A 17,129-nucleotide genomic window follows, 5' to 3' on the forward strand; every position below is an offset into this window, starting at 1 on the left:
AGTGTCCACGCCGACGAAAGATCCGATGTTAAGCGAGTTTCTCGAAGAAGAACTCGTGCTTGAGGAACGAGACGTCGTATTCATTGCCCGGCTGTGGCGGGAGGAGCTGGGAGGCCTGGAAGAGCCGCCAGCCGTCCTTCAACGCGTCCAGCCCGGTCTCGTACGGGGGGAGGTCGCTGTCGCCGGTGGTCGGGGTGGTCTCCCCGGTGCCGTCATAGCTCGACCAGCCCACGACCTTCGCGTCGAGCGCCGACGAGGCGAGGTAGAGCACCAGCACCTGCTGTCGTGCGGTCGTCATGCGGGCACCTCCGTCGGGGCCGGGGCATGGGGGTTGAGGCTCCGTCCCGCGACCACCCGGGTCGGGCGGTTCGTCACGCGGGTGACCCAGTAGTCCGGGTCGTAGCTGTCGTCACCGATCAGCGCGCGCCACAGCAGCACGCGGTTGTAGATCTCCAGCCGGCCCGTGGCGTGCTCGTACCAGGGGAAACGGGTGCCCAGCTCGGCGGCGACGGCCGGGTCGTACAGGTCGTCGGTGTTCCACAGCCGCAGCTGGCGGACGGTCGGGTTGAAGCGGATCTTGAACATGTAGCGGTCGACGTCACTGTCGTTGCGCCGCCCGCCGTGCCAGATGCCGTGGTGCAGGAAGACCACCGTGCCCGCGGGGCAGACGAGGCGGGTCTGGCCGAGGAGGTTCTGGTAGCGGCCGGTGTCGGACTCGTTGGTGCGCCGCAGGTGGCTGCCCGGCACCGACAGGGTGCCGCCCATCTCCAGGGTGACCTCCTGCGGGTAGTACATGAGCTGCACGTCGAACGCGTCCGGCCGGACGTCGATGATCGCGTCACCGTGCAGGTTCTGGGCCGTGCCCTCGTGCGCCTTGCGGATGTGCACGGCGTGGTGGTCGACGGCCGGGTCCGGGCCCACGAAGCTGTGGATCGCGCCTGCGACCTCGGGCAGCTGCACGAGGCGCTGGGCGAACGAGCCCTCCGCGAACGTCTCCGAGAGCGGGGTGCCGTAGGGAACGGCCGGGATGCCCGCCTCCAGCACGTCGATCGCCTCGGCGTTCATGTCCGCGGGTACCACGCCATCGATGCGGTGCGAGCCGTAGGCGACGAACCGGGCCATCTGCACGGACGTCAGCAAGTGTTTGCGGTGCACGTTCCTCCTCGGGATCCGAGTGGTTCTCGCGCACCGAGGCTAGGGCGGGACCACGGTCAGGCGCGTGGGTCTGGCTCGCCACTGGTGGTAATTTCTCACCATGGACGTAGAGCGCGTCCCCCTGCACCTCGGCTGGCCGCCGGTCGTGGCCAACGCCGGTGTCGGGGTGCACGGCGTGCGCAGCCTGCACGACGTGTTCCGGCTGCCCGACCTGTGGCAGGTGCACCTCTACGGCTACTCGGCCGACGTCACGATCGGCGGGCGCGCGTACTCGGTCGCGCCGGGCTGGGTGAGCTTCGTGCCGGCGGGCGTGGAGGTCCGCTTCGACTACACCGGCCGTTCCGAGCACCTCTTCGCCCACTTCCGGCCCGAGGAGTCGGGCGAGCCGTGTCAGGTGCCCGTCGTGCGGGACGCCGGCGCGGCCGCGGCCGGGCTCTCCGAGCTCCTGCGCGCGGCGATCTCCGCCTCGCCGGGCGGGTCGGCGCGCACCGCCGCCGAGGTGTGGACGGCGCTGTGGCGGATCGCCCAGCTCCCTGAGCCCGCCACCGGCCGCACCCAGCACACGGCGGTCGCGACGGCGATCGCGTACATCGAGGCGAACCTGGCGCGTCCGCTGACCGTCCCGGACGTCGCGCGCGTGGCCGGGGTGTCGCACAACCACCTCACCCGGCTCTTCCGCGCCGAGACCGGCATGCCGGTGGTCGGCTGGATCCGGCGGCGGCGGATGGTTCGCGCCCGTCACCTGCTCACGGCCACCACGATGTCGATCCCCGCGGTGGCCGCGTCCGTCGGCATCCACGACCTGCAGGCCTTCAACAAGGCCTGCCGCCGGGAGCTGGGCGGCTCACCCCGCGCGGTGCGAACCGGCGCCTGACCGCCCGTGAGCGATCCGGAACTCGCTCGGGGGCAGGCCGTAGGTGTCGCGGAAGAGCCGGCTGAAGTGCGCCGCGCTGGTGAACCCCCAGGTGCGGGCGATCTCCCCGACGGGCCGCTGCGCCGATGCCGGGTCGATCAGGTCGCGGCTGCACCGCTCGAGGCGGCGACGGCGGATGTGCGCGGCGACCGTCGTCTGCTCGCTCCGGAACACCTTGTGCAGGTAGCGCACGGAGATGTGGTGCGCGTCGGCGATCGAGGCCGGGGTGAGGTCCGGGTCGGCGATGTGGCGCTCGATGAACGAGTGGAGGCGCACCAGCAGCGCGCGCTGGTGCGTCTCGGCCGGGACCGCCGAGCAGTGCCCGGCCGAGGTGCCGATCGCGACTGTCAGCAGGTCGAGCAGCGCCGTGCCCAGGCGGGTGGCCCCGCTGTGGTCGAGGTGCGGCGGGATCTGGCGGGCCAGGTTCGACACGAGCGCGCCGAGCCCGCGGTCGCCGGGGATCCGGGCGCCTGCCACCGCCGCGACGTGGCGTTCCGGCAGGGGCAGCATCGACCGCGGGAACCTCAGCAGGATCGCCGTGCGCGCCGGGTGGACGCAGTGGAACGGCCGGGAGAGGTCGGTCAGGCTGACGTCGCCCGGTACGAGCTCGGTCTCGTGCCCGTTCTGCCGGGCCAGGCCGGTGCCGTGCACCTGGACGAACAGCTGGTAGAGGCCGGGGTCGCAGCGGCGGATGTGCCGAGCGGTGCGGCGGGCCTCCCCGGGCCCCGCGGACGACCTGACCACGCTGACGGCCCCGGCCGACCCGATCTCCATCTCGTCCCGCGCGCCCGGACCGTCGGCGAGCCAGACGTCCATCGGGACGATGCTGTCGGCGACCACCCGGCGCCAGTACTCGTCCCGCACGGCCGGGGGCTGGTCGACGGCCCGGAGCACCACGCTCACGGGCCGATCGTCCCCCAGGCCCTGCTCATCCACAAACCGTCACGCGTGCGGGCCGGGCACCGGGGGCCGGGCGGCGTGGATGGCGTCAGCCGCGCCGGGACCCAGGCTCCCGGGCGTGGTGCCCGGCGGGCCGAGAACGGTGTCGCCGAGCTCGGCCGTCACGCGCATGAACAGGTCCAGGTCGAGAGCCGTTTCCGGGCCGGCGAGACGCGCGGGCGTGGCGGTCCGTTCGACGAGCTCGGCGAACGCGGCCGGGGAACTGATGTTCAGCGTGTCGGCGCCCGATGGGCCGGCCTGCAGCATGTGCGGGACGTTCCTGCGGATCGTGTAGAAGTCGCCCGGCCCGAGGACGACCCTCTCCTCACCCGCCCACACCGTCAGCTCGCCGTCGAGCATGAAGAGCCGCTCCTCGTAGCGGGAGTGCGCGTGGAGTGCCGTGGCCATGCCGGGGCCGGCGAACCCGCGCACCAGATCGTGGCGGCCGTCGGTCTCACCGCCCCGGGTCAGGACGGTGATGCGCATGTGCTGGTCGAGGACGTAGGAACGGTCGGGGAGTTCGCTCATCCGAGGATGCTCCCGCCGCGGGGAACGGCCGGAGCCCGCAACCGGCGATCCGTGCACGGACGGGCAAGCGTGGTGCACGGACGTGGTGCGCAGGTCAGAAGTCGAACACCAGGAGCCACTCGGCGTCGCGCGGGACGTATCCGTGCCGTGCGCGGAGGTGGGCCACGAGCGGGGCGACGTGCCCCGCGCCGTACACCACGGCGACGTCGATGTCCTCCTCGCAGCGCTCGGTGTGGATCCGGGTGACCTCCGCGCAGAGGAGCGCGTCCCGCTGGTCGAGGACGATCTCGTGCAGCGCGAACCCGCTCGGTTCCTCGATCGCGAGCGTGTCGCCGCCGAGCGTGAACAGCTCCCGGGCGAGCATCTCCCGCGACATGAACAGGCGCGTGTACAGCCCGAAGGCGGGCACCGTGGCGTACCAGAACGCGCGTTCCGGCAGGCCGATCCCGCGCCAGCGCTCCTCGAACTCGGGCCCGGTCATGTCCGGCCGGACGACGGGGACGCCGACGTCGCACAGGTCGCCCGGCTGCACCTGCAGCCCGAGCCTGAGCTGGAGCGTCTCCGAGCGGTAGACGCTCGTCAGCAGCTCCCCGGCCCGGGTCGGGCCGGAGATCCCTTCCTGGACGATGAGGTCGTGCCGGGCCAGGCGGGTCCGCACCGTCCGGTAGAACGACGGCTCCCCGACGTGGATCATCGGGTAGATCGTGAAGCGGCACGGCGTGCCCTTGCGGCGCAGCTGGACCACGGCCGTCCGCACGCCCATACCGCCGACGTCGATGATGTCCACGAGTCCCCCCGGCTGATCGTCGGATCTCGCAGGTCGGAGCGTTACCGCCGAGGCCGCTACGCTCGGTCGGGACCGGTGGAAGGGGGTGGGCGTCGTCAGCGCGCATCTCGCCGCCGCGGTTCTCGCCGACCGGCCGGGCGGCATGGGCGTCCTCGCCGCGGCGGTGATCGCCGGGAGCTTCCTCGCCATGGGCGCGGTGGCCTGGCGCAAGCACCCGGGCAGCCGGGTCGGCCTGCTGGCGGCGGCGGTCGGCGTGCTCGTACTCCTGGAACCGCTGGTCCCCGACTCGAGGCGCCTGCTCGCGGCGGGATGGGCCGCGGTGCTGATCCACCTGGTCGCCGCGCTGCCGAGCGGCCGGCTGGGGACACCGGCCATGCGCGTGGTCGTCGCGCTGGCGTACGTGAACACGTCCGCGCTGGTCACGCCGTTCCTGCTCGGGGGCCTGCCCGGCGCCACCGTCAAGGAGATCGGCACGCTCGTCGCGGTGCTGCTCGGCGCGGCGGTACTGGGGATGCAGTGGTCGCGGTGGTGGCGCACCAGCGTGCCGAGCCGCCGGTCCCTCACCCCGGTGCTGGCCGCGGCGGCGGTGATGGTCGTGCTGCTGCTGGCCGCCAACCCCCTGTGGACGCCGGAGGCCTCGCTGCTGGACATGAGCCTGCTGAAGGTCGGGCTCGTGGCCGTGCCGCTCGCGTACCTCGCCACGGAGCTGCGCAGCCGGCTCGAACGCGGCGACGTCGCCGACCTGGTCGTCCAGCTGGGCAGCGCGCCGGAGCCTGCGAACCTGCAGTCGGCACTGGCCAAGGCCCTGCACGACCCGACGCTCACGGTGGGCCACTGGGTGGCGGAGTCCGGCCGGTACGTCGACGCCGACGGGAATCCGGTCACGGCGGGCGGCCCGGGCCGCGTGGCCACGAGGGTGGACCGCGCGGGCGAGCCGGTCGCCCTGCTGGCGCACGACCCCGCGCTGCTGGAGCGGCCCGGGTTGATCGAGGCCGCGTGCACCGCCGCGGCGCTCGCCCTGCAGAACGAGCGCCTGACCGCCGACCTGCGCGCCCGCCTCGTCCAGCTCGCCGAGTCGAGGCGGCACGTCGTGCAGGCCGCGGAGGCCGAACGGCGGCGCCTGGAACGCGACCTGCACGACGGCGTGCAGCAGCGGCTGCTCTCCATCCCGATGGCGTTGAGCGTCGCCGAGTCGTCCCTCCCGCCGGACGCGGTGAGGGCCCGCGCCCTCATCGCCGAGGCGAAGGACATGTCGCTCGCGGTGCTGGACGAGCTGCGCGCGCTGTCGCAGGGCATCCACCCGACGATCCTCACCGAGCGCGGCCTCGACGGCGCCGTGCGGGAGCTGACGGTCGTGGCGCCCGTGCCCGTGACCCTCACCGTGGACCTGCCGGCCGGCCTCTCGGCCGAGATCGAGACCACCGCGTACTACGTGGTGGCCGAGGCGCTCGCCAACGTCACCAAGCACGCCGACGCGAGCCGGGCCGACGTCCGGATCGAGCAGGTGGGCGACCGGCTGGTCGTCGAGATCGCCGACGACGGCCGCGGCGGCGCCGACCCGGACGGGTCCGGGCTGCGCGGCCTCGCCACGCGGGCCGGAGACAACGGCGGCACCCTGCTGGTCACCAGCCCGCTCGGAGGCGGCACCCGGGTGCGGGCGGAGCTGCCGTGCGGGTAGTGCTGGCCGAGGACAACGTCCTGTTGCGCGAAGGGCTCACCCGGCTGCTCGCCGAGGCCGGTCTCGAGGTGCTCTCCGGTGTCGAGGACGCCACGGCGCTGCTCGCGGACGTCGGACGGCACCGGCCGGACGTGGCGATCGTGGACATCCGGCTGCCGCCCACGCGCACCGACGAGGGTCTGCGCGCGGCCCGGGAGATCCGCAGGCGCCACCCCGGCATCGGCGTGCTCGTGCTGTCGCAGTACGTGCGGGTGAGCTACACGGTCGAGCTGCTCGACGGTGGCGCGAACGGGGTCGGCTACCTGCTGAAGGACCGCGTCACGAACATCGCCGAGTTCACCGAGGCCGTGCGCAGGGTCGGAAGCGGCGGGTCGGCGTTCGACCCCATCGTGATCAACCAGCTCGTACAGCGGCGGGCGGGCGAGGACGACCCCCTGCACGTGCTCAGCGAGCGTGAGCGGGCCGTGCTCGCGCTGATGGCGGAGGGGCGCACCAACCAGGCCATCGCCGACCGTCTCGAGATCGCCGAGCGGACCGTCGAGAAGCACTGCACGAGCATCTTCACGAAGCTCGGCCTGACCGCGAGCCCGGACGACCACCGCCGCGTGCTGGCCGTGCTCCGCTACCTCAACGCGTGACGCCGCGTCCCAGGTGCGGGTAGCCGCACCTGACCGGCGTGGCTGACCGCTCCGGCGCTGCGTGCCGCCACGCTGTCGCCGCCCGCGGATCGGCAGCAGGCTGCCGGCGTGAGATCAATTCGCCGCGCGCTGCTCGTGGTGATCGCGACGGCTGCCGCGCTACTGGCGAGCGCGGGACCGGCATCGGCCCACGGCGGCGTCGTCGGTGCGGACCTGCGCGTCGCCGCCTCACTGGGCGAGCGGGAGCTGACAGTGATCATCCGCCGGGTGGGCGCCGTGCCGGGCCCGCTGCGCGTCGACGTCGTCAACCACGCCGACAGTCCCGGCGGGACGCTGCGCGTCGCCGCGGCCCCGCAGAACAACCTGCCGGGCGCGGGCAACGAGCTGCGGCTCACCGACGGCGGCGGGTCCGCAGGCACCGCGCTGGACGTCGACCGCATCGGCGCGTGGGAGCTCTGGGTGGACGACGGCCGGGAGACGGCGCGGATCCCGTTCGTCGTGCCCGGCGACGTGACGCCGGCGTGGGAGCGGGTGACGACGGGCGGCTACACCGCCGCGGGCGGCCTCCTGCTCGCGGCGCTGGCGGCGGCGGCGTTCGGCCGGTGGTCGTGGCCGCCGCTGGTGCTCGGTGGTGGGGCGGCCGCTGCGGTCGTGGCCGCCGTCACCGCTGGTCTGCTGTCCTCGGGCCTGCCGGTGGAGGCGGAGATCGACCCGGCGACCGGCCTGCCGTCGACCGCCCGCACGCAGGCCGCCGCGCGTCCCCACGTGGACCTGCTCGCCGACGCGGCGCTGGTCGCCGGGCAGCGTTCGCCGATCGACCTGCGCCTCGTCGACGGCGGAACCGGCCGTCCCGTCGACGACCTGGTGGTGCACCACGACGCGCTCGTGCACCTGGTCGTGCTCGGGCCGGGCGGGCAGTTCGCCCACCTGCACCCCGTGCGGACCGCACCGGGCGAGTTCCGGGTGTGGTTCCGGCCGGCCTCGGGCGGTGAGCACCGCGTCCACGCCGAGCTGGAGCGGTGGGGCGGGGGAGTGCAGCTGGTGGACGCCGCCGTCCCCGCCACCGGCCCGGCGGTGCCCGAGCCCGTCGCGGGCGGGCCGGGCGAGCGTGACGCAGGCGGGATGACCGCGCGGATCGAGGCATCGGACCTCGTCGCGGGGGAGCCGTCGGTGCTCGCCGCCGAGTTCGGCGACGGCGCGCCGGTGCGGGACCTGCAGCCGTGGCTCGGCATGGCCGGTCACCTGATCACGGCCGGTCCCGACGGGACGCTGGGACACGTCCACGCGATGGCGGGCGCGTCCGCCGTGACGCCGGACGAGACGGTGGCCGCCGGCGGCCCGCGGGTGGAGTTCGTCTACACCTTCGCGACGCCCGGCCGGCACCGCCTGTGGTTCCAGGTCGAACGCGACTACCGGGTCGTCACGGTGCCGGTGGAGGTCGACGTGGCGGCGTCGGAGGACGGGTCATGACCGTCCGCGGCCGGTGGGCGATCGCGCTCTCGACACTGGCCGTCGTCGCCGCGCTGGCACTGCTCTTCTGGCCCCGGCCCTCCGTTCCCGTGGACGTGGCGGGCCAGGCGGGGCCACACCAGGTCCGGCTGCTGATCGAGACGCCCGCCGTCGGGCTCCAGGACCTGACCGTGGACGTCCCGGGCGACGTCGAGCGGCTGGTCGTCGCCCCGACGATGGTCGAGATGGGCCACGCGAGCCCGCCGGTGACCGCGACGCCCGAGGCGGCGGGCCGCTTCCGGGCCCCCGGAGTCGAGTTCTTCATGCCGGGCCGCTGGGACGTGACGGTGACCGTCCACGGCTCCGGCGGCACCGACGAGGTCGTCCTCCCCGTTCTCATCGCTCCGAGAGGAAGATAGTCATGATCGATACGGGCTTCCTGGCCCGTCCGTGGGTGCCGGCGTGGATCCTGCTGCTCGGGTCGGCGTCGACGTTCGTCGGGCTGGCGTGGGATCTGCAGTGGCACAGCGACGTCGGGCCGGACACCTTCTACACGCTCCCGCACCTGTTCATCTACGCGGGCGCGGCCGTATCCGGGCTGGTGAGCCTCGCCGTCGTGCTCGCCGCAACGGGTGCGGTCCGGTCCGGGCGCGCGGTCGACACCGCCGTGGGCGGCCGCCGGGTGGCGGTGTTCGGCGTGTTCCAGGCCCCCGCCGGCTACCTCGTGTCCGGGGTCGGGGCCGCGCTGTTCCTGCTCTACGGGCTGTGGGACGAGTGGTGGCACGGCCTGTACGGGTTCGACGCCGTGATCGCATCGCCGCCGCACGTCGGGCTGCTGACCTCGGCGATGCTCGCGATGCTCGGGTCGGTGATGACGTGCGCGGCCGCGGCGGGGCAACCGTGGTCGGGGCCTGCGCTCGTCGCGAGTGTCGCGATCCTGCTGGGGTTCTCCATGGTCGTGCTGGTCGCGCTCCCCGAGGTGGGGGTGGTCGACGAGCGCACGGTGACGGTGGCGGTGCTGTCGATGGCGGCCCTCGCCTGCCTGGCGTCGTTCACCCGCGGCCTGCGCGCCGTGCTGGCCACCGCCGGCACGCTCCTCGCGGTGCAGATCGTGCTCGCGTTCTTCAGCCCGTGGGCGACCCGCCTGTACGCGGCGTCCGAGGGTCTGCCGCTGCGCGACTACACCAACGGTCTGCCGCGCATGTCGATGCTCATGCCGGCCACGCTCCTGCTCGGCGTCGCGGCACTCGCACTGGCCGCGGCCGCCACCAGCAGGCGGACCTACGCCGTGGCCGGCGCGCTGGGCGGTGCCGCGCTCGCGGCCACCTTCCCGTGGCAGGCGGTCCTGCTCGGGTCCGTGGCCCCGATGCCTGCCGAGGTCGCCGCGACGGTCGTGGCCGGGGCGTTGCTCGGCGCGGGAGGCGGCCTGCTGGGGGAGCGGCTCGGTGGTGCGCTCCGGCTGCTCGTCGCCTCGCCCGCGAGGGAGGCGGTCTGAGTGCGCCGCGTCGTCTTCGCCCTCGTCACGCTCGGCCTGCTGCTGGGGCTCGCCGCCCCGGCCCAGGCCGCGACCTCCCAGAGCTACGCGCCCGTCGAGATCGTCCACCAGGAACGCCTCACCGTCGGGCCCTACGAGCTGACCGTCGGGTTCAGCGAGTGGCCGGTGCGTGCGCGGCAGTCGCTGGACTTCACGTTCGTACCGGCCAGCGGAATCGAGCAGCTGAGTGGCACGCTCGTCGCCGTCTCGCCCACCGGCGAGGAGGACGAGCTGCGCCGGCCCGCGGGCGTCCACGGGTTGCCCCGCCACCCGCGGCAACCCGACGTCTGGGGCCTCGACGTGTTCGCCCTGGACGAGCCGGGCGACTGGACGTTCACCTTCGGGCTCGACGGCCCGCAGGGCCCTGCCACCGCCGACGTGATCGTGCCGGTGCTCGACCAGCCGGGTCCGCCCCTCGGGCTGAGCTGGCTGGTGAGCACGGGGCCGCTGATCGTCATCCTCGGGATGCTGGCTGCCGCCGTCCGGCGCGGCGGGAGGGCGATCGCCGCGGCCTGACCCGGCACCGATGGACGGGGTGCCGCCCTTCGTGCGCGCCGCGTTCTCACCCGTGGGAGTGGCCCCTGTGCCGCCGACCGGGTGAAACGCCTCACCGCCACCATGCGGTTCGTAATGGGACCCCCTGATCGGGCGATGGGCAGTTCAGGGGGACGGATCACGGGTGGGGCTCGCGAGCCCGTCCTCGCGCCGGTCGTGAACATCGCGGCCGGCTGGGGCGGGGGGAAGGACGACACATGACCGCAGCCGGTCCACCGGGTTCCGGACTGGCCGGAATCGTGCGACTGCACACCCTGGCGTGGGGGGCGTTGTGGTTCGCGGTCGTCGTCCTCTTCACGGCCGGTGTCGGTGTCATCCAGGCGGCCGGAGCCGCGGGCCAGATGCCGCCCCTCACCTCCGGGGTCGAGGCGGTGGTCCGCCCCGCCGACCCCCCGAGCTCCGCACCCGAGCCACCCAGGGTGGTGGACGTCGGTCGGACCGGCTGAGCCGGAGGCCGGTCACGCGCGGGCGGCCACGGGCCTGCCGGCGCGCTGCAGCAGCCGCTCGACCACGCGTGCGAGCTCCGCGGCCCGATCCGGGTCGGCGAGCGCCCCGTCCGGGGTGAACGCGCTGTCGGCCATGCCGATCGGCAGCTCGTCGTCGAGGACGTCCGCGCCTGCCGTGCGCAGCACCTTGCGCAGCTCGGCCTGCGCCCAGACCGCGCCGAACAGGCCCGTCGACGCGCCGACGACCGCGGCCGGGCGGCCGCGCAACGCGTTGTCGGGGAACGGGCGCGACGCCCAGTCGAGGGCGTTCTTGAGCTGGCCGGGGACGGAGCCGTTGTACTCCGGTGTCGCGAACAGCAGGCCGTCCGCGCCGGCGAGTGCCTCCCGCAACCGCTGCACGGCGGCGGGCGCGCTCTCGTCCTCGCAGTAGGGCGGGATCTCCGCCAGCCCGTCGAACACCCGCAGCGTGACCGATGGCGGCAGGCATGCGGCCGCCGCGGCGAGCAGCCTGCGGTTGTGGGAGCCGCGGCGCAGGCTCCCGGACACGCCGAGGAGCAGCACGGCTCAGGCCTCCTCGACCAGTTCGAGGTGCGCCGAGAGCTGCACCTCGTTGCCGAGCGCGTCGCCGCCGGCCGGGAGCGGCGCCTGCCAGTCGAGGCCCCAGTCCCTGCGGTCGACGGTGGCGGTGAGCTCGAGCGCGCCCCGGCGCTGACCGCCGAGGCCCTCGATCGGCGCGTGGTAGGTGCCGGTGGCGGTGACCGGGCGGGTGGTTCCGCGGATCGTGAGCTCGGCCCGCACGGTGGCGGTGCCGTCGGCGTGCAGCGCGACGTCGTCGGCGACGACCGCGATCTCGGGGTGGTTGCCGGCGTCGAAGAAGTCGGCGCCGTGGACGACGTGGTCGCGGAACTCGCGCGGGCTGCGGATCGAGACTGACTCCACCGGCGCCGACCCCTCGAGCCGCACCTGGGCGTCGCCGGCCACGAGCCGGGCAGAGAGGTCCTCGAACCGGGCGCGGAACAGCGAGACACCCATGTGCCGGACGGCGAACTCGACCGACGAGTGCGCCGCGTCGACGACGTAGGTCCCGACGAACGGGCGGGTGCTGGTGGTCATGCTTCCTCCAAAACTGGAATTCTCTCCGGTTCGCCCACGGTAAGTGGAGAAGTCTCCGATTGCAAGGAGGGTCCGGTACCGTGACGAGCGGAACAGGAGGGAGTACGGCATGGCGACCACAGCGGCGAGACGCACGCTGCTGCCGGTGGTCGGCCAGCCACCCCCCGAGCGGGCCGACGCGGCGCGCAACCGGCGTGCCCTGCTCGCCGCGGCGCACGCGATCATGGTCGAGAGCGGCATCGACGGGCTGACCATGGACCGCGTGGCCGCCGAGGCGGGCGTCGGGGTGGGCACGGTCTACCGGCGGTTCGGCGACCTCGGCGGTCTCGCCTTCGCACTGCTCGACGACGAGGAGCGGGAGTTCCAGCGCGCCTACCTGTCCGGGCCGCCCCCGCTCGGGCCCGGGGCGCCTGCCGCGGCGCGGATCCGGGCGTTCCTGCACGCGATGGTGGACCGGATGGAGAACGCCGGGGAGCTGCACTCCCTCGCCGAGTCGCGCGCGCGGTCGGCGCGGTACGTGAGCGGTGCCTACCGCACCGCGCGCACGCACCTGGTCGCGCTGCTGCGCGAGGTGCACCAGCACGACGCGGCCTACTGCGCTGACGCGCTGCTCGCCCTCGTCGGTGCGAACCTGGTCCTCCACCAGCGCCGCGAGCTCGGGTTCTCGCAGGCGCGCGTCAAGGCCGGGCTGGACACCGTGCTCGACGCCCTGCTCGCGCGGGGTGCCTGTCCCGGGGTTCCCAACTGATCGGCAGACGCGCCGCACATTCCCGTTGACGGCTCTGGGACGGTCATCGGTGTGATCGAGAGGCGCAGCCGAGACGACCTGCACGCCACGTCCGGATACCACCACGTGACCATCGCGAGCCCCGGCCGGCTCGCCTTCCTGGCCGGTCAGATGCCGATGGACGAGACGGGCACCCGGGTGGTGGGCGTCGGCGACCTCGATCGTCAGGTCGACGTCACCGTCGAGCACACGCTGAAGGCGCTCGCGCTCGCCGGGGCACGCCCCGAGGACGTCGTGCGGTCGGTCGTCTACGTGGTGGGCGGCCAGGAGGCCGCCGCCCGGGCGTGGCACCGCTTCGCCGAGTCCTCGATCGGTGCGGCGTTCACCAGCGCCAGCACCCTGCTCGGGGTGGCCGCGCTCGGCTTCCCGGACCAGCTCGTGGAACTGGAGCTCACCGCCGCTCTTCCTTGAGGACCCGAGGTGGTTCGATCCAGGCGTCTCGGGCCTGATTGCGGAGCAGGACACGAGGGCTTCGGTGGCGCCCGGTTGCCAGGGCCTTCGGTGGCGTCGCTTCGGTAGGGCCTTCGGTGGCGCCGCGCATCGTGCGGGGCCGCCCCTCAGAGCTCAAGGGCGCCTCCGGCGTCGCTCCGCGATCGCTGCGCGACCCTTGACCTCTGAGCCTCTGCGACCCCTGAGGGCAAGCCATGCGGGCAGGCCAGGGGCCTGCCCTTCGGGCGCGCGGCACCACCGAAGGCGGCCCCACGGCCAAGATCGAGGCTTCGGCGCGAAACGGCCGAAGACGACACGAGAACGCGCCGAACTGCCGATCACACCGCCCGTGGCACCGCCACAGTGGTTGGGAGAGGGCTCGTGATCGGCCCGAGGTGTACATCGGCGTCTTCGCCGCGCCCGTGGTGTGCTGATCGGAGCGATCTCCGCCGCTCACGCGCCCGTTCTCCGCCCGCGCGCCCCGTCGAGCGGGTGCGTGGGCCGGCACGGGGTGCGTGAGCGGACACCGGGTGCGCGACCGGCGAGCAGAACCACCCGCCCGTGCCCGCGGTCGGTCAGGGTGCCACGGCCTTGCGCAGCGTGCGCAGGCACAGGGCGAGGGCGTCGTGCTCGGGCACCTCGTCGTCCCGGGCGTGCATCCACGCGGCGTAGAGCAGGGACCAGAGCACCGTCTGCACCCACAGCGGGCTGAGGCCGGGGTCGATCGTGCCTTCGGCGTGCCCGCGCTCGACGAGACGCAGCAGTGCCCGGTCGGACTCGCTCTCCTTCTGCCAGACGGGATCGGTGAACAGGTACGGCTCGTTCATCGTGAGCAGGAGGCCGTCGCCGAGGGCGAAGTAGGCCTGGCAGAGCCGTTCCAGGGCCGCCACGGCCGGTCCCAGGTCGGGCCGGGCGCGCTCGGTGGCGGCCGCGATCTGCTCCAGCAGGTCGTGGCTGATGCCGGTGAGCAGGTCGGCGCGCTCGGGGAAGTAGCGGTGCATCGTCGTGCGGCCGACCCCGGCCGCGGCGGCCACCTCGGCGAGCGATGCGCTCGACTGCTGGGACAGCACCCGCACGGCCGCATCGAGGATGGCGCGCCGCGTACGGGCGCGCGTGCCGCTCTCCGGAGCGGCGCCGGGCTCGTCGACCACGGCGGAAGAGTAGCAACTGCACCGAAACGGAACCGGGTTGACGAAAACGGAACAGTGATGCTCCACTGTCGAGCATGAGTACTCCCGCATCCGGCCTGAGCATCCTCCGGTCGTTCGCCCGGCCGCACCGGGGCACGCTCCTGCTCGGGCTGGTGCTGGGGCTGGCCGGCTCCGCGACGGGCCTGGCTACCCCGCTAGTCACCAAGTGGGTGCTGGACTCCCTGGGCGCCTCCGCGTCGCTCGCCGGTCCGATCGGCGCGTTGCTGGCGCTGCTCGTCGCCGGCGCCGTGATCTGGATCGGGCAGTGGACGCTGCTGGGCACGCTGGGCGAGCGGGTCGTGCTGGAGGCCAGGGAGTCGATGGTGCGCCGGTTCCTGCGCGCCGCGGTTCCCGGGCTCACCCGCAGGCCGACGGGCGAACTGGTCACGCGGGTCACGTCCGACACGGTGCTGCTGCGCGAGGCGGTCTCGTCCAGCCTGGTGGGGCTGGTCAACGGCGTCGTGATGCTCGTCGGCACGCTCGTGCTGATGGCGGTGCTCGACCTGGTGCTGCTGGCCACGACCGTCGCCGCGGTGGTGGTCGTCATCCTGCTGTTCGCGGTGCTGATGCCGGGGATCGCGAAGGCGCAGGAACGGGCGCAGGAGCACGTGGGGCGGCTCGGTGGCGTGCTGGAGACGGCGTTGCGGGCGATCCGCACGGTGAAGGCGAGCCGCGCCGAGGAACGCTTGGCCACCGGGATCCTCGGCCATGCGGACGAGGCGATGCGCCACAGCGTGCGCGGGGTGCGCCGGGAGGCCGTGGCGTGGACGATCGCCTGGGCCGGGATCCAGTTGGCGATCATCGTGATCCTCGGTGTCGGCGCGTGGCGGGTCGGGCTCGGGCTGCTCGAGGTCTCCACCTTGATCGCGTTCCTGCTGTACGCGTTCGGGCTGATGGAGCCGATCATGGAGCTCAGCCAGAACCTCACGGCGCTGCAGGCCGGGATCGCCGCGGCCACGCGGATCCGGCAGGTCGAGGAGCTCGAGCTCGAGCCGCACGGTGGAGCGGTGGCGAGCACTGCTCCGGTCGCGGGGGAGACGCCCGTGCTGGAGCTGCGCGGCGTCACGGCCGCCTACGGCCCGGGGCGCGTCCCCGCCGTGCGGGACGTCGACCTGGTGGTGCCCGCCCGCGGGCACACCGCGATCGTCGGCCCGTCGGGCGCGGGCAAGACGACGCTGATCGCCCTGCTCCTGCGCTTCCTCGAACCGCAGGCGGGTGAGATCCGCCTGGCCGGGCGCCCGTACGGCGAGCAGACGCCCGCCGAGGTCCGCGCCCGCCTCGCCTACGTCGAGCAGGAGGCGCCGGTCGTGCCCGGCACCATCGGCGACAACCTGCGCTTCACCCACCCCGACGCCACCGACGACGAGCTGTGGGCGGCGCTCGAGCGGGTGCGCCTGCGGGATGCGGTGGAGGCGCTCGACGGCGGGCTCGACGCGGCCCTGACCTCGTCGTCGCTCTCCGGCGGGCAACGCCAGCGCATCGCGCTCGCCCGCGCCCTCGTGCGCACCCCGGAGGTGCTCCTGCTCGACGAGGCCACCGCCCAGGTCGACGGGCTCACCGAGTCCGCGGTGCACGACGCGATCCGGGAACAGGCCCGCCTGGGCGCGGTCGTCACGGTGGCGCACCGCCTCTCCACCGTCGTCGACGCCGACACGATCGTCGTGATGGAGGGCGGGCGCGTCCGCGCTCTCGGCACCCACCACGAGCTGCTGGCCTCCGACGACCTGTACCGCGGCCTCGTCGCGGCACTGAGCGTCGACCGGCAGCTCGCAGCGGCCGGATGAGGGGTCAGCCGGTCTCGCCGGTGTCCGCGTGCGCGGCGCCGACCGGCTTCGACTCCGGCGAGCCGCGCTGGCGCAGGTAGACGCCGAGCACGGCCATGGAGCCCACGGCGAGCATCTCCGACTGCCAGTTCTGGAGGGTGCGGTTCCAGAAGTCGGGCTCGCCGAGGTAGGCGAGCCACGTGACCGGGTCCTCCCGGTTGCCGAGCTGCTCGGAGTTGTAGGCCGCCCAGCCCGTCACCGACTGCGCGAGCCAGGAGAACGCGAAGATCGCGCCCATCACGATCCCGAGTGAGCGGGAGAACAGCGCGCCGCGCCAGTCGGTCAGGCCCGCCCACGCCGGGGAGTCGTCCCGGGCGTGCTCGCCGACCTTCTGCTCCTCGTCGGACTCGGTGCCGGCCTTCTCGATGTCCTTCGACTCGGGAGAGCCGCGCTGCACCAGCCAGACGGTGAGGAAGATGTAGAGGAAGAACTGCAGGTACTCCGACTGCCAGTTCTCCACGACGTCCACTGCGAACGTCGAGGACGTCACGTACTGCATCAGCGACACCGGATCGCCGCCGTTCGAGACCTGCTGGTCGTTGTACTGCGCCTGCCCGGCGAACGCCTGCCCGACGAGCGTGATCAGGAACAGGCCGCCGAAGAACAGGCCGAGGCCGTTGTCCCGCAGGATGCGTCGCACCGCGCTCACCGCCCCAGCAGTCCGATCAGCGTGAAGTAGGCCAGGCCGACCCCGATCACGGCCAGGTAGGTGACGAACAGCACGCGCACGGCTCTCATGGCCCCTCCAGGCGGCACACGTAGGGCAGGTCCCCGTTCGGCGTGCACCCGGCGGCGACCACCTTCCACCCGGCACCGGTGCGGGTGAGGAACAGCGTGTCGCCGGACAGCCGTACCTGCGCCTCGTCACCCCATACCGAGGTCTCCAGCACCTGCCCGCCCGGCGGTGACGCCCTGACCGCCGCGACGCAGGGTCCCTCGCGTTCCAGCGCGGCCACGGTGGCGGGGGCGAGCAGGGAGCAGCGGGCGGTGGGATCGCCATCGGCGAAGGCGGTGGCCACGCGTTCGACGTCGGGGCGCTCCGTCGCGGCGCACCCCGCGAGCATCGCGACCGTGGCACCCAGGATGAACGCCCGAGTCACGTTCATGATCGGTTCTACCCGCCCGGGTCGGTGGTGAAACCGCGCTGCTCACCGGATCGGATGCC

The 17,129-nt window shown here is 73.6% G+C and carries 21 protein-coding genes; 11 read left to right on the plus strand and 10 right to left on the minus strand.

Features of this window, described 5'->3' with window-relative positions:
• Positions 1–28: 28 nt before the first annotated feature.
• Positions 29–298: a hypothetical protein gene (locus tag FHX44_RS27430; RefSeq protein WP_147258437.1), complete on the minus strand. Its 270-nt coding sequence runs from the start codon at positions 296–298 to the stop codon at positions 29–31.
• Positions 295–1,155: a phytanoyl-CoA dioxygenase family protein gene (locus FHX44_RS27435; RefSeq protein WP_212612668.1), complete on the minus strand. Its 861-nt coding sequence runs from the start codon at positions 1,153–1,155 to the stop codon at positions 295–297. Before FHX44_RS27435 ends, FHX44_RS27430 begins: the two co-directional genes overlap by 4 nt.
• Before the next feature lie 100 nt (positions 1,156–1,255).
• Here FHX44_RS27435 and FHX44_RS27440 point away from each other — a divergent pair, with 100 nt between their 5' ends.
• Positions 1,256–2,029, plus strand: coding sequence for an AraC family transcriptional regulator (locus FHX44_RS27440; protein WP_147258438.1), 774 nt, complete (start codon positions 1,256–1,258; stop codon positions 2,027–2,029).
• Here the strand turns inward: FHX44_RS27440 and FHX44_RS27445 are convergent.
• The 3 genes from FHX44_RS27445 to FHX44_RS27455 all read right to left on the minus strand — a co-directional run bounded on the left by FHX44_RS27445 (position 2,000) and on the right by FHX44_RS27455 (position 4,322).
• The gene (locus FHX44_RS27445) at positions 2,000–2,971 is read right to left on the minus strand and encodes a helix-turn-helix domain-containing protein (RefSeq protein ID WP_147258439.1); all 972 of its coding nucleotides are present in this window, start codon (positions 2,969–2,971) and stop codon (positions 2,000–2,002) included. The two genes, FHX44_RS27440 and FHX44_RS27445, sit on opposite strands and share 30 nt — an antisense overlap.
• Before the next feature lie 39 nt (positions 2,972–3,010).
• Positions 3,011–3,535, minus strand: coding sequence for a cupin domain-containing protein (locus tag FHX44_RS27450; RefSeq protein ID WP_147258440.1), 525 nt, complete (start codon positions 3,533–3,535; stop codon positions 3,011–3,013).
• 94 nt (positions 3,536–3,629) lie between these two features.
• On the minus strand, positions 3,630–4,322 hold the full coding sequence (locus FHX44_RS27455; protein ID WP_147258441.1) for a hypothetical protein: 693 nt from the start codon (positions 4,320–4,322) through the stop codon (positions 3,630–3,632).
• 85 nt (positions 4,323–4,407) lie between these two features.
• Here FHX44_RS27455 and FHX44_RS27460 point away from each other — a divergent pair, with 85 nt between their 5' ends.
• The 7 genes from FHX44_RS27460 (at position 4,408) to FHX44_RS27490 (ending at position 10,622) form a co-directional block, all read left to right on the plus strand.
• Positions 4,408–6,000, plus strand: a complete 1,593-nt coding sequence (locus FHX44_RS27460) for a sensor histidine kinase (protein ID WP_147258442.1) — start codon at positions 4,408–4,410, stop codon at positions 5,998–6,000.
• Positions 5,991–6,638 (plus strand): response regulator transcription factor, encoded by a 648-nt coding sequence (locus FHX44_RS27465; protein ID WP_147258443.1) that lies wholly within the window; start codon positions 5,991–5,993, stop codon positions 6,636–6,638. Before FHX44_RS27460 ends, FHX44_RS27465 begins: the two co-directional genes overlap by 10 nt.
• Before the next feature lie 108 nt (positions 6,639–6,746).
• Positions 6,747–8,108 (plus strand): hypothetical protein, encoded by a 1,362-nt coding sequence (locus tag FHX44_RS27470; RefSeq protein WP_147258444.1) that lies wholly within the window; start codon positions 6,747–6,749, stop codon positions 8,106–8,108.
• The gene (locus tag FHX44_RS27475; RefSeq protein ID WP_147258445.1) at positions 8,105–8,506 is read left to right on the plus strand and encodes a hypothetical protein; all 402 of its coding nucleotides are present in this window, start codon (positions 8,105–8,107) and stop codon (positions 8,504–8,506) included. Before FHX44_RS27470 ends, FHX44_RS27475 begins: the two co-directional genes overlap by 4 nt.
• Before the next feature lie 2 nt (positions 8,507–8,508).
• On the plus strand, positions 8,509–9,582 hold the full coding sequence (locus FHX44_RS27480) for a hypothetical protein (RefSeq protein ID WP_147258446.1): 1,074 nt from the start codon (positions 8,509–8,511) through the stop codon (positions 9,580–9,582).
• Complete coding sequence (locus tag FHX44_RS27485) at positions 9,583–10,137, plus strand: hypothetical protein (protein WP_147258447.1); 555 nt, start codon at positions 9,583–9,585, stop codon at positions 10,135–10,137. It abuts the gene before it with no gap.
• 236 nt (positions 10,138–10,373) lie between these two features.
• On the plus strand, positions 10,374–10,622 hold the full coding sequence (locus tag FHX44_RS27490; RefSeq protein ID WP_147258448.1) for a hypothetical protein: 249 nt from the start codon (positions 10,374–10,376) through the stop codon (positions 10,620–10,622).
• Between the two features lie 12 nt (positions 10,623–10,634).
• Here the strand turns inward: FHX44_RS27490 and FHX44_RS27495 are convergent, their stop codons facing one another.
• Entirely contained in the window at positions 10,635–11,183 is a 549-nt protein-coding gene (locus FHX44_RS27495; RefSeq protein WP_147258449.1) for an NADPH-dependent FMN reductase, read from the minus strand.
• Positions 11,184–11,186: 3 nt separating this feature from the next.
• Entirely contained in the window at positions 11,187–11,735 is a 549-nt protein-coding gene (locus tag FHX44_RS27500; protein ID WP_170309065.1) for a YceI family protein, read from the minus strand.
• 109 nt (positions 11,736–11,844) lie between these two features.
• On the opposite strand from FHX44_RS27500, the gene FHX44_RS27505 reads away from it, so the two are divergent.
• Together FHX44_RS27505 and FHX44_RS27510 are read left to right on the plus strand one after the other, a co-directional pair.
• Complete coding sequence (locus FHX44_RS27505; protein ID WP_147258451.1) at positions 11,845–12,483, plus strand: TetR/AcrR family transcriptional regulator; 639 nt, start codon at positions 11,845–11,847, stop codon at positions 12,481–12,483.
• Positions 12,484–12,534: 51 nt separating this feature from the next.
• Positions 12,535–12,933: a RidA family protein gene (locus tag FHX44_RS27510; protein WP_212612669.1), complete on the plus strand. Its 399-nt coding sequence runs from the start codon at positions 12,535–12,537 to the stop codon at positions 12,931–12,933.
• A 593-nt stretch (positions 12,934–13,526) separates the two neighbouring features.
• On the opposite strand, the gene FHX44_RS27515 is transcribed toward FHX44_RS27510, so the two are convergent.
• Positions 13,527–14,102 (minus strand): TetR/AcrR family transcriptional regulator, encoded by a 576-nt coding sequence (locus tag FHX44_RS27515; protein ID WP_246170615.1) that lies wholly within the window; start codon positions 14,100–14,102, stop codon positions 13,527–13,529.
• 74 nt (positions 14,103–14,176) lie between these two features.
• On the opposite strand from FHX44_RS27515, the gene FHX44_RS27520 reads away from it, so the two are divergent.
• Positions 14,177–15,925, plus strand: coding sequence for an ABC transporter ATP-binding protein (locus FHX44_RS27520; RefSeq protein WP_212612670.1), 1,749 nt, complete (start codon positions 14,177–14,179; stop codon positions 15,923–15,925).
• A gap of 4 nt (positions 15,926–15,929) precedes the next feature.
• Here FHX44_RS27520 and FHX44_RS27525 read toward each other — a convergent pair whose 3' ends face one another.
• Both FHX44_RS27525 and FHX44_RS27530 read right to left on the minus strand, forming a co-directional pair.
• A complete protein-coding gene (locus tag FHX44_RS27525) occupies positions 15,930–16,604 on the minus strand; it encodes a DUF6766 family protein (RefSeq protein WP_147258454.1) in 675 nt (224 codons plus the stop codon).
• 94 nt (positions 16,605–16,698) lie between these two features.
• Entirely contained in the window at positions 16,699–17,070 is a 372-nt protein-coding gene (locus tag FHX44_RS27530; protein ID WP_212612671.1) for a hypothetical protein, read from the minus strand.
• Positions 17,071–17,129: the final 59 nt, after the last annotated feature.

Source organism: Pseudonocardia hierapolitana (genome assembly GCF_007994075.1).
In the GTDB taxonomy this organism is placed as follows: domain Bacteria; phylum Actinomycetota; class Actinomycetes; order Mycobacteriales; family Pseudonocardiaceae; genus Pseudonocardia; species Pseudonocardia hierapolitana.

Bases quoted from the DNA above. Each gene is read 5' to 3' on its own strand.
- FHX44_RS27500 (WP_170309065.1), bottom strand. From the start codon at position 11,735: ATGACCACCAGCACCCGCCCGTTCGTCGGGACCTACGTCGTCGACGCG.
- FHX44_RS27440 (WP_147258438.1), top strand. From the start codon at position 1,256: ATGGACGTAGAGCGCGTCCCCCTGCACCTCGGCTGGCCGCCGGTCGTG.
- FHX44_RS27530 (WP_212612671.1), bottom strand. From the start codon at position 17,070: ATGAACGTGACTCGGGCGTTCATCCTGGGTGCCACGGTCGCGATGCTC.
- FHX44_RS27450 (WP_147258440.1), bottom strand. From the start codon at position 3,535: ATGAGCGAACTCCCCGACCGTTCCTACGTCCTCGACCAGCACATGCGC.
- FHX44_RS27480 (WP_147258446.1), top strand. From the start codon at position 8,509: ATGATCGATACGGGCTTCCTGGCCCGTCCGTGGGTGCCGGCGTGGATC.
- FHX44_RS27475 (WP_147258445.1), top strand. From the start codon at position 8,105: ATGACCGTCCGCGGCCGGTGGGCGATCGCGCTCTCGACACTGGCCGTC.
- FHX44_RS27490 (WP_147258448.1), top strand. From the start codon at position 10,374: ATGACCGCAGCCGGTCCACCGGGTTCCGGACTGGCCGGAATCGTGCGA.
- FHX44_RS27430 (WP_147258437.1), bottom strand. From the start codon at position 298: ATGACGACCGCACGACAGCAGGTGCTGGTGCTCTACCTCGCCTCGTCG.
- FHX44_RS27520 (WP_212612670.1), top strand. From the start codon at position 14,177: ATGAGTACTCCCGCATCCGGCCTGAGCATCCTCCGGTCGTTCGCCCGG.
- FHX44_RS27505 (WP_147258451.1), top strand. From the start codon at position 11,845: ATGGCGACCACAGCGGCGAGACGCACGCTGCTGCCGGTGGTCGGCCAG.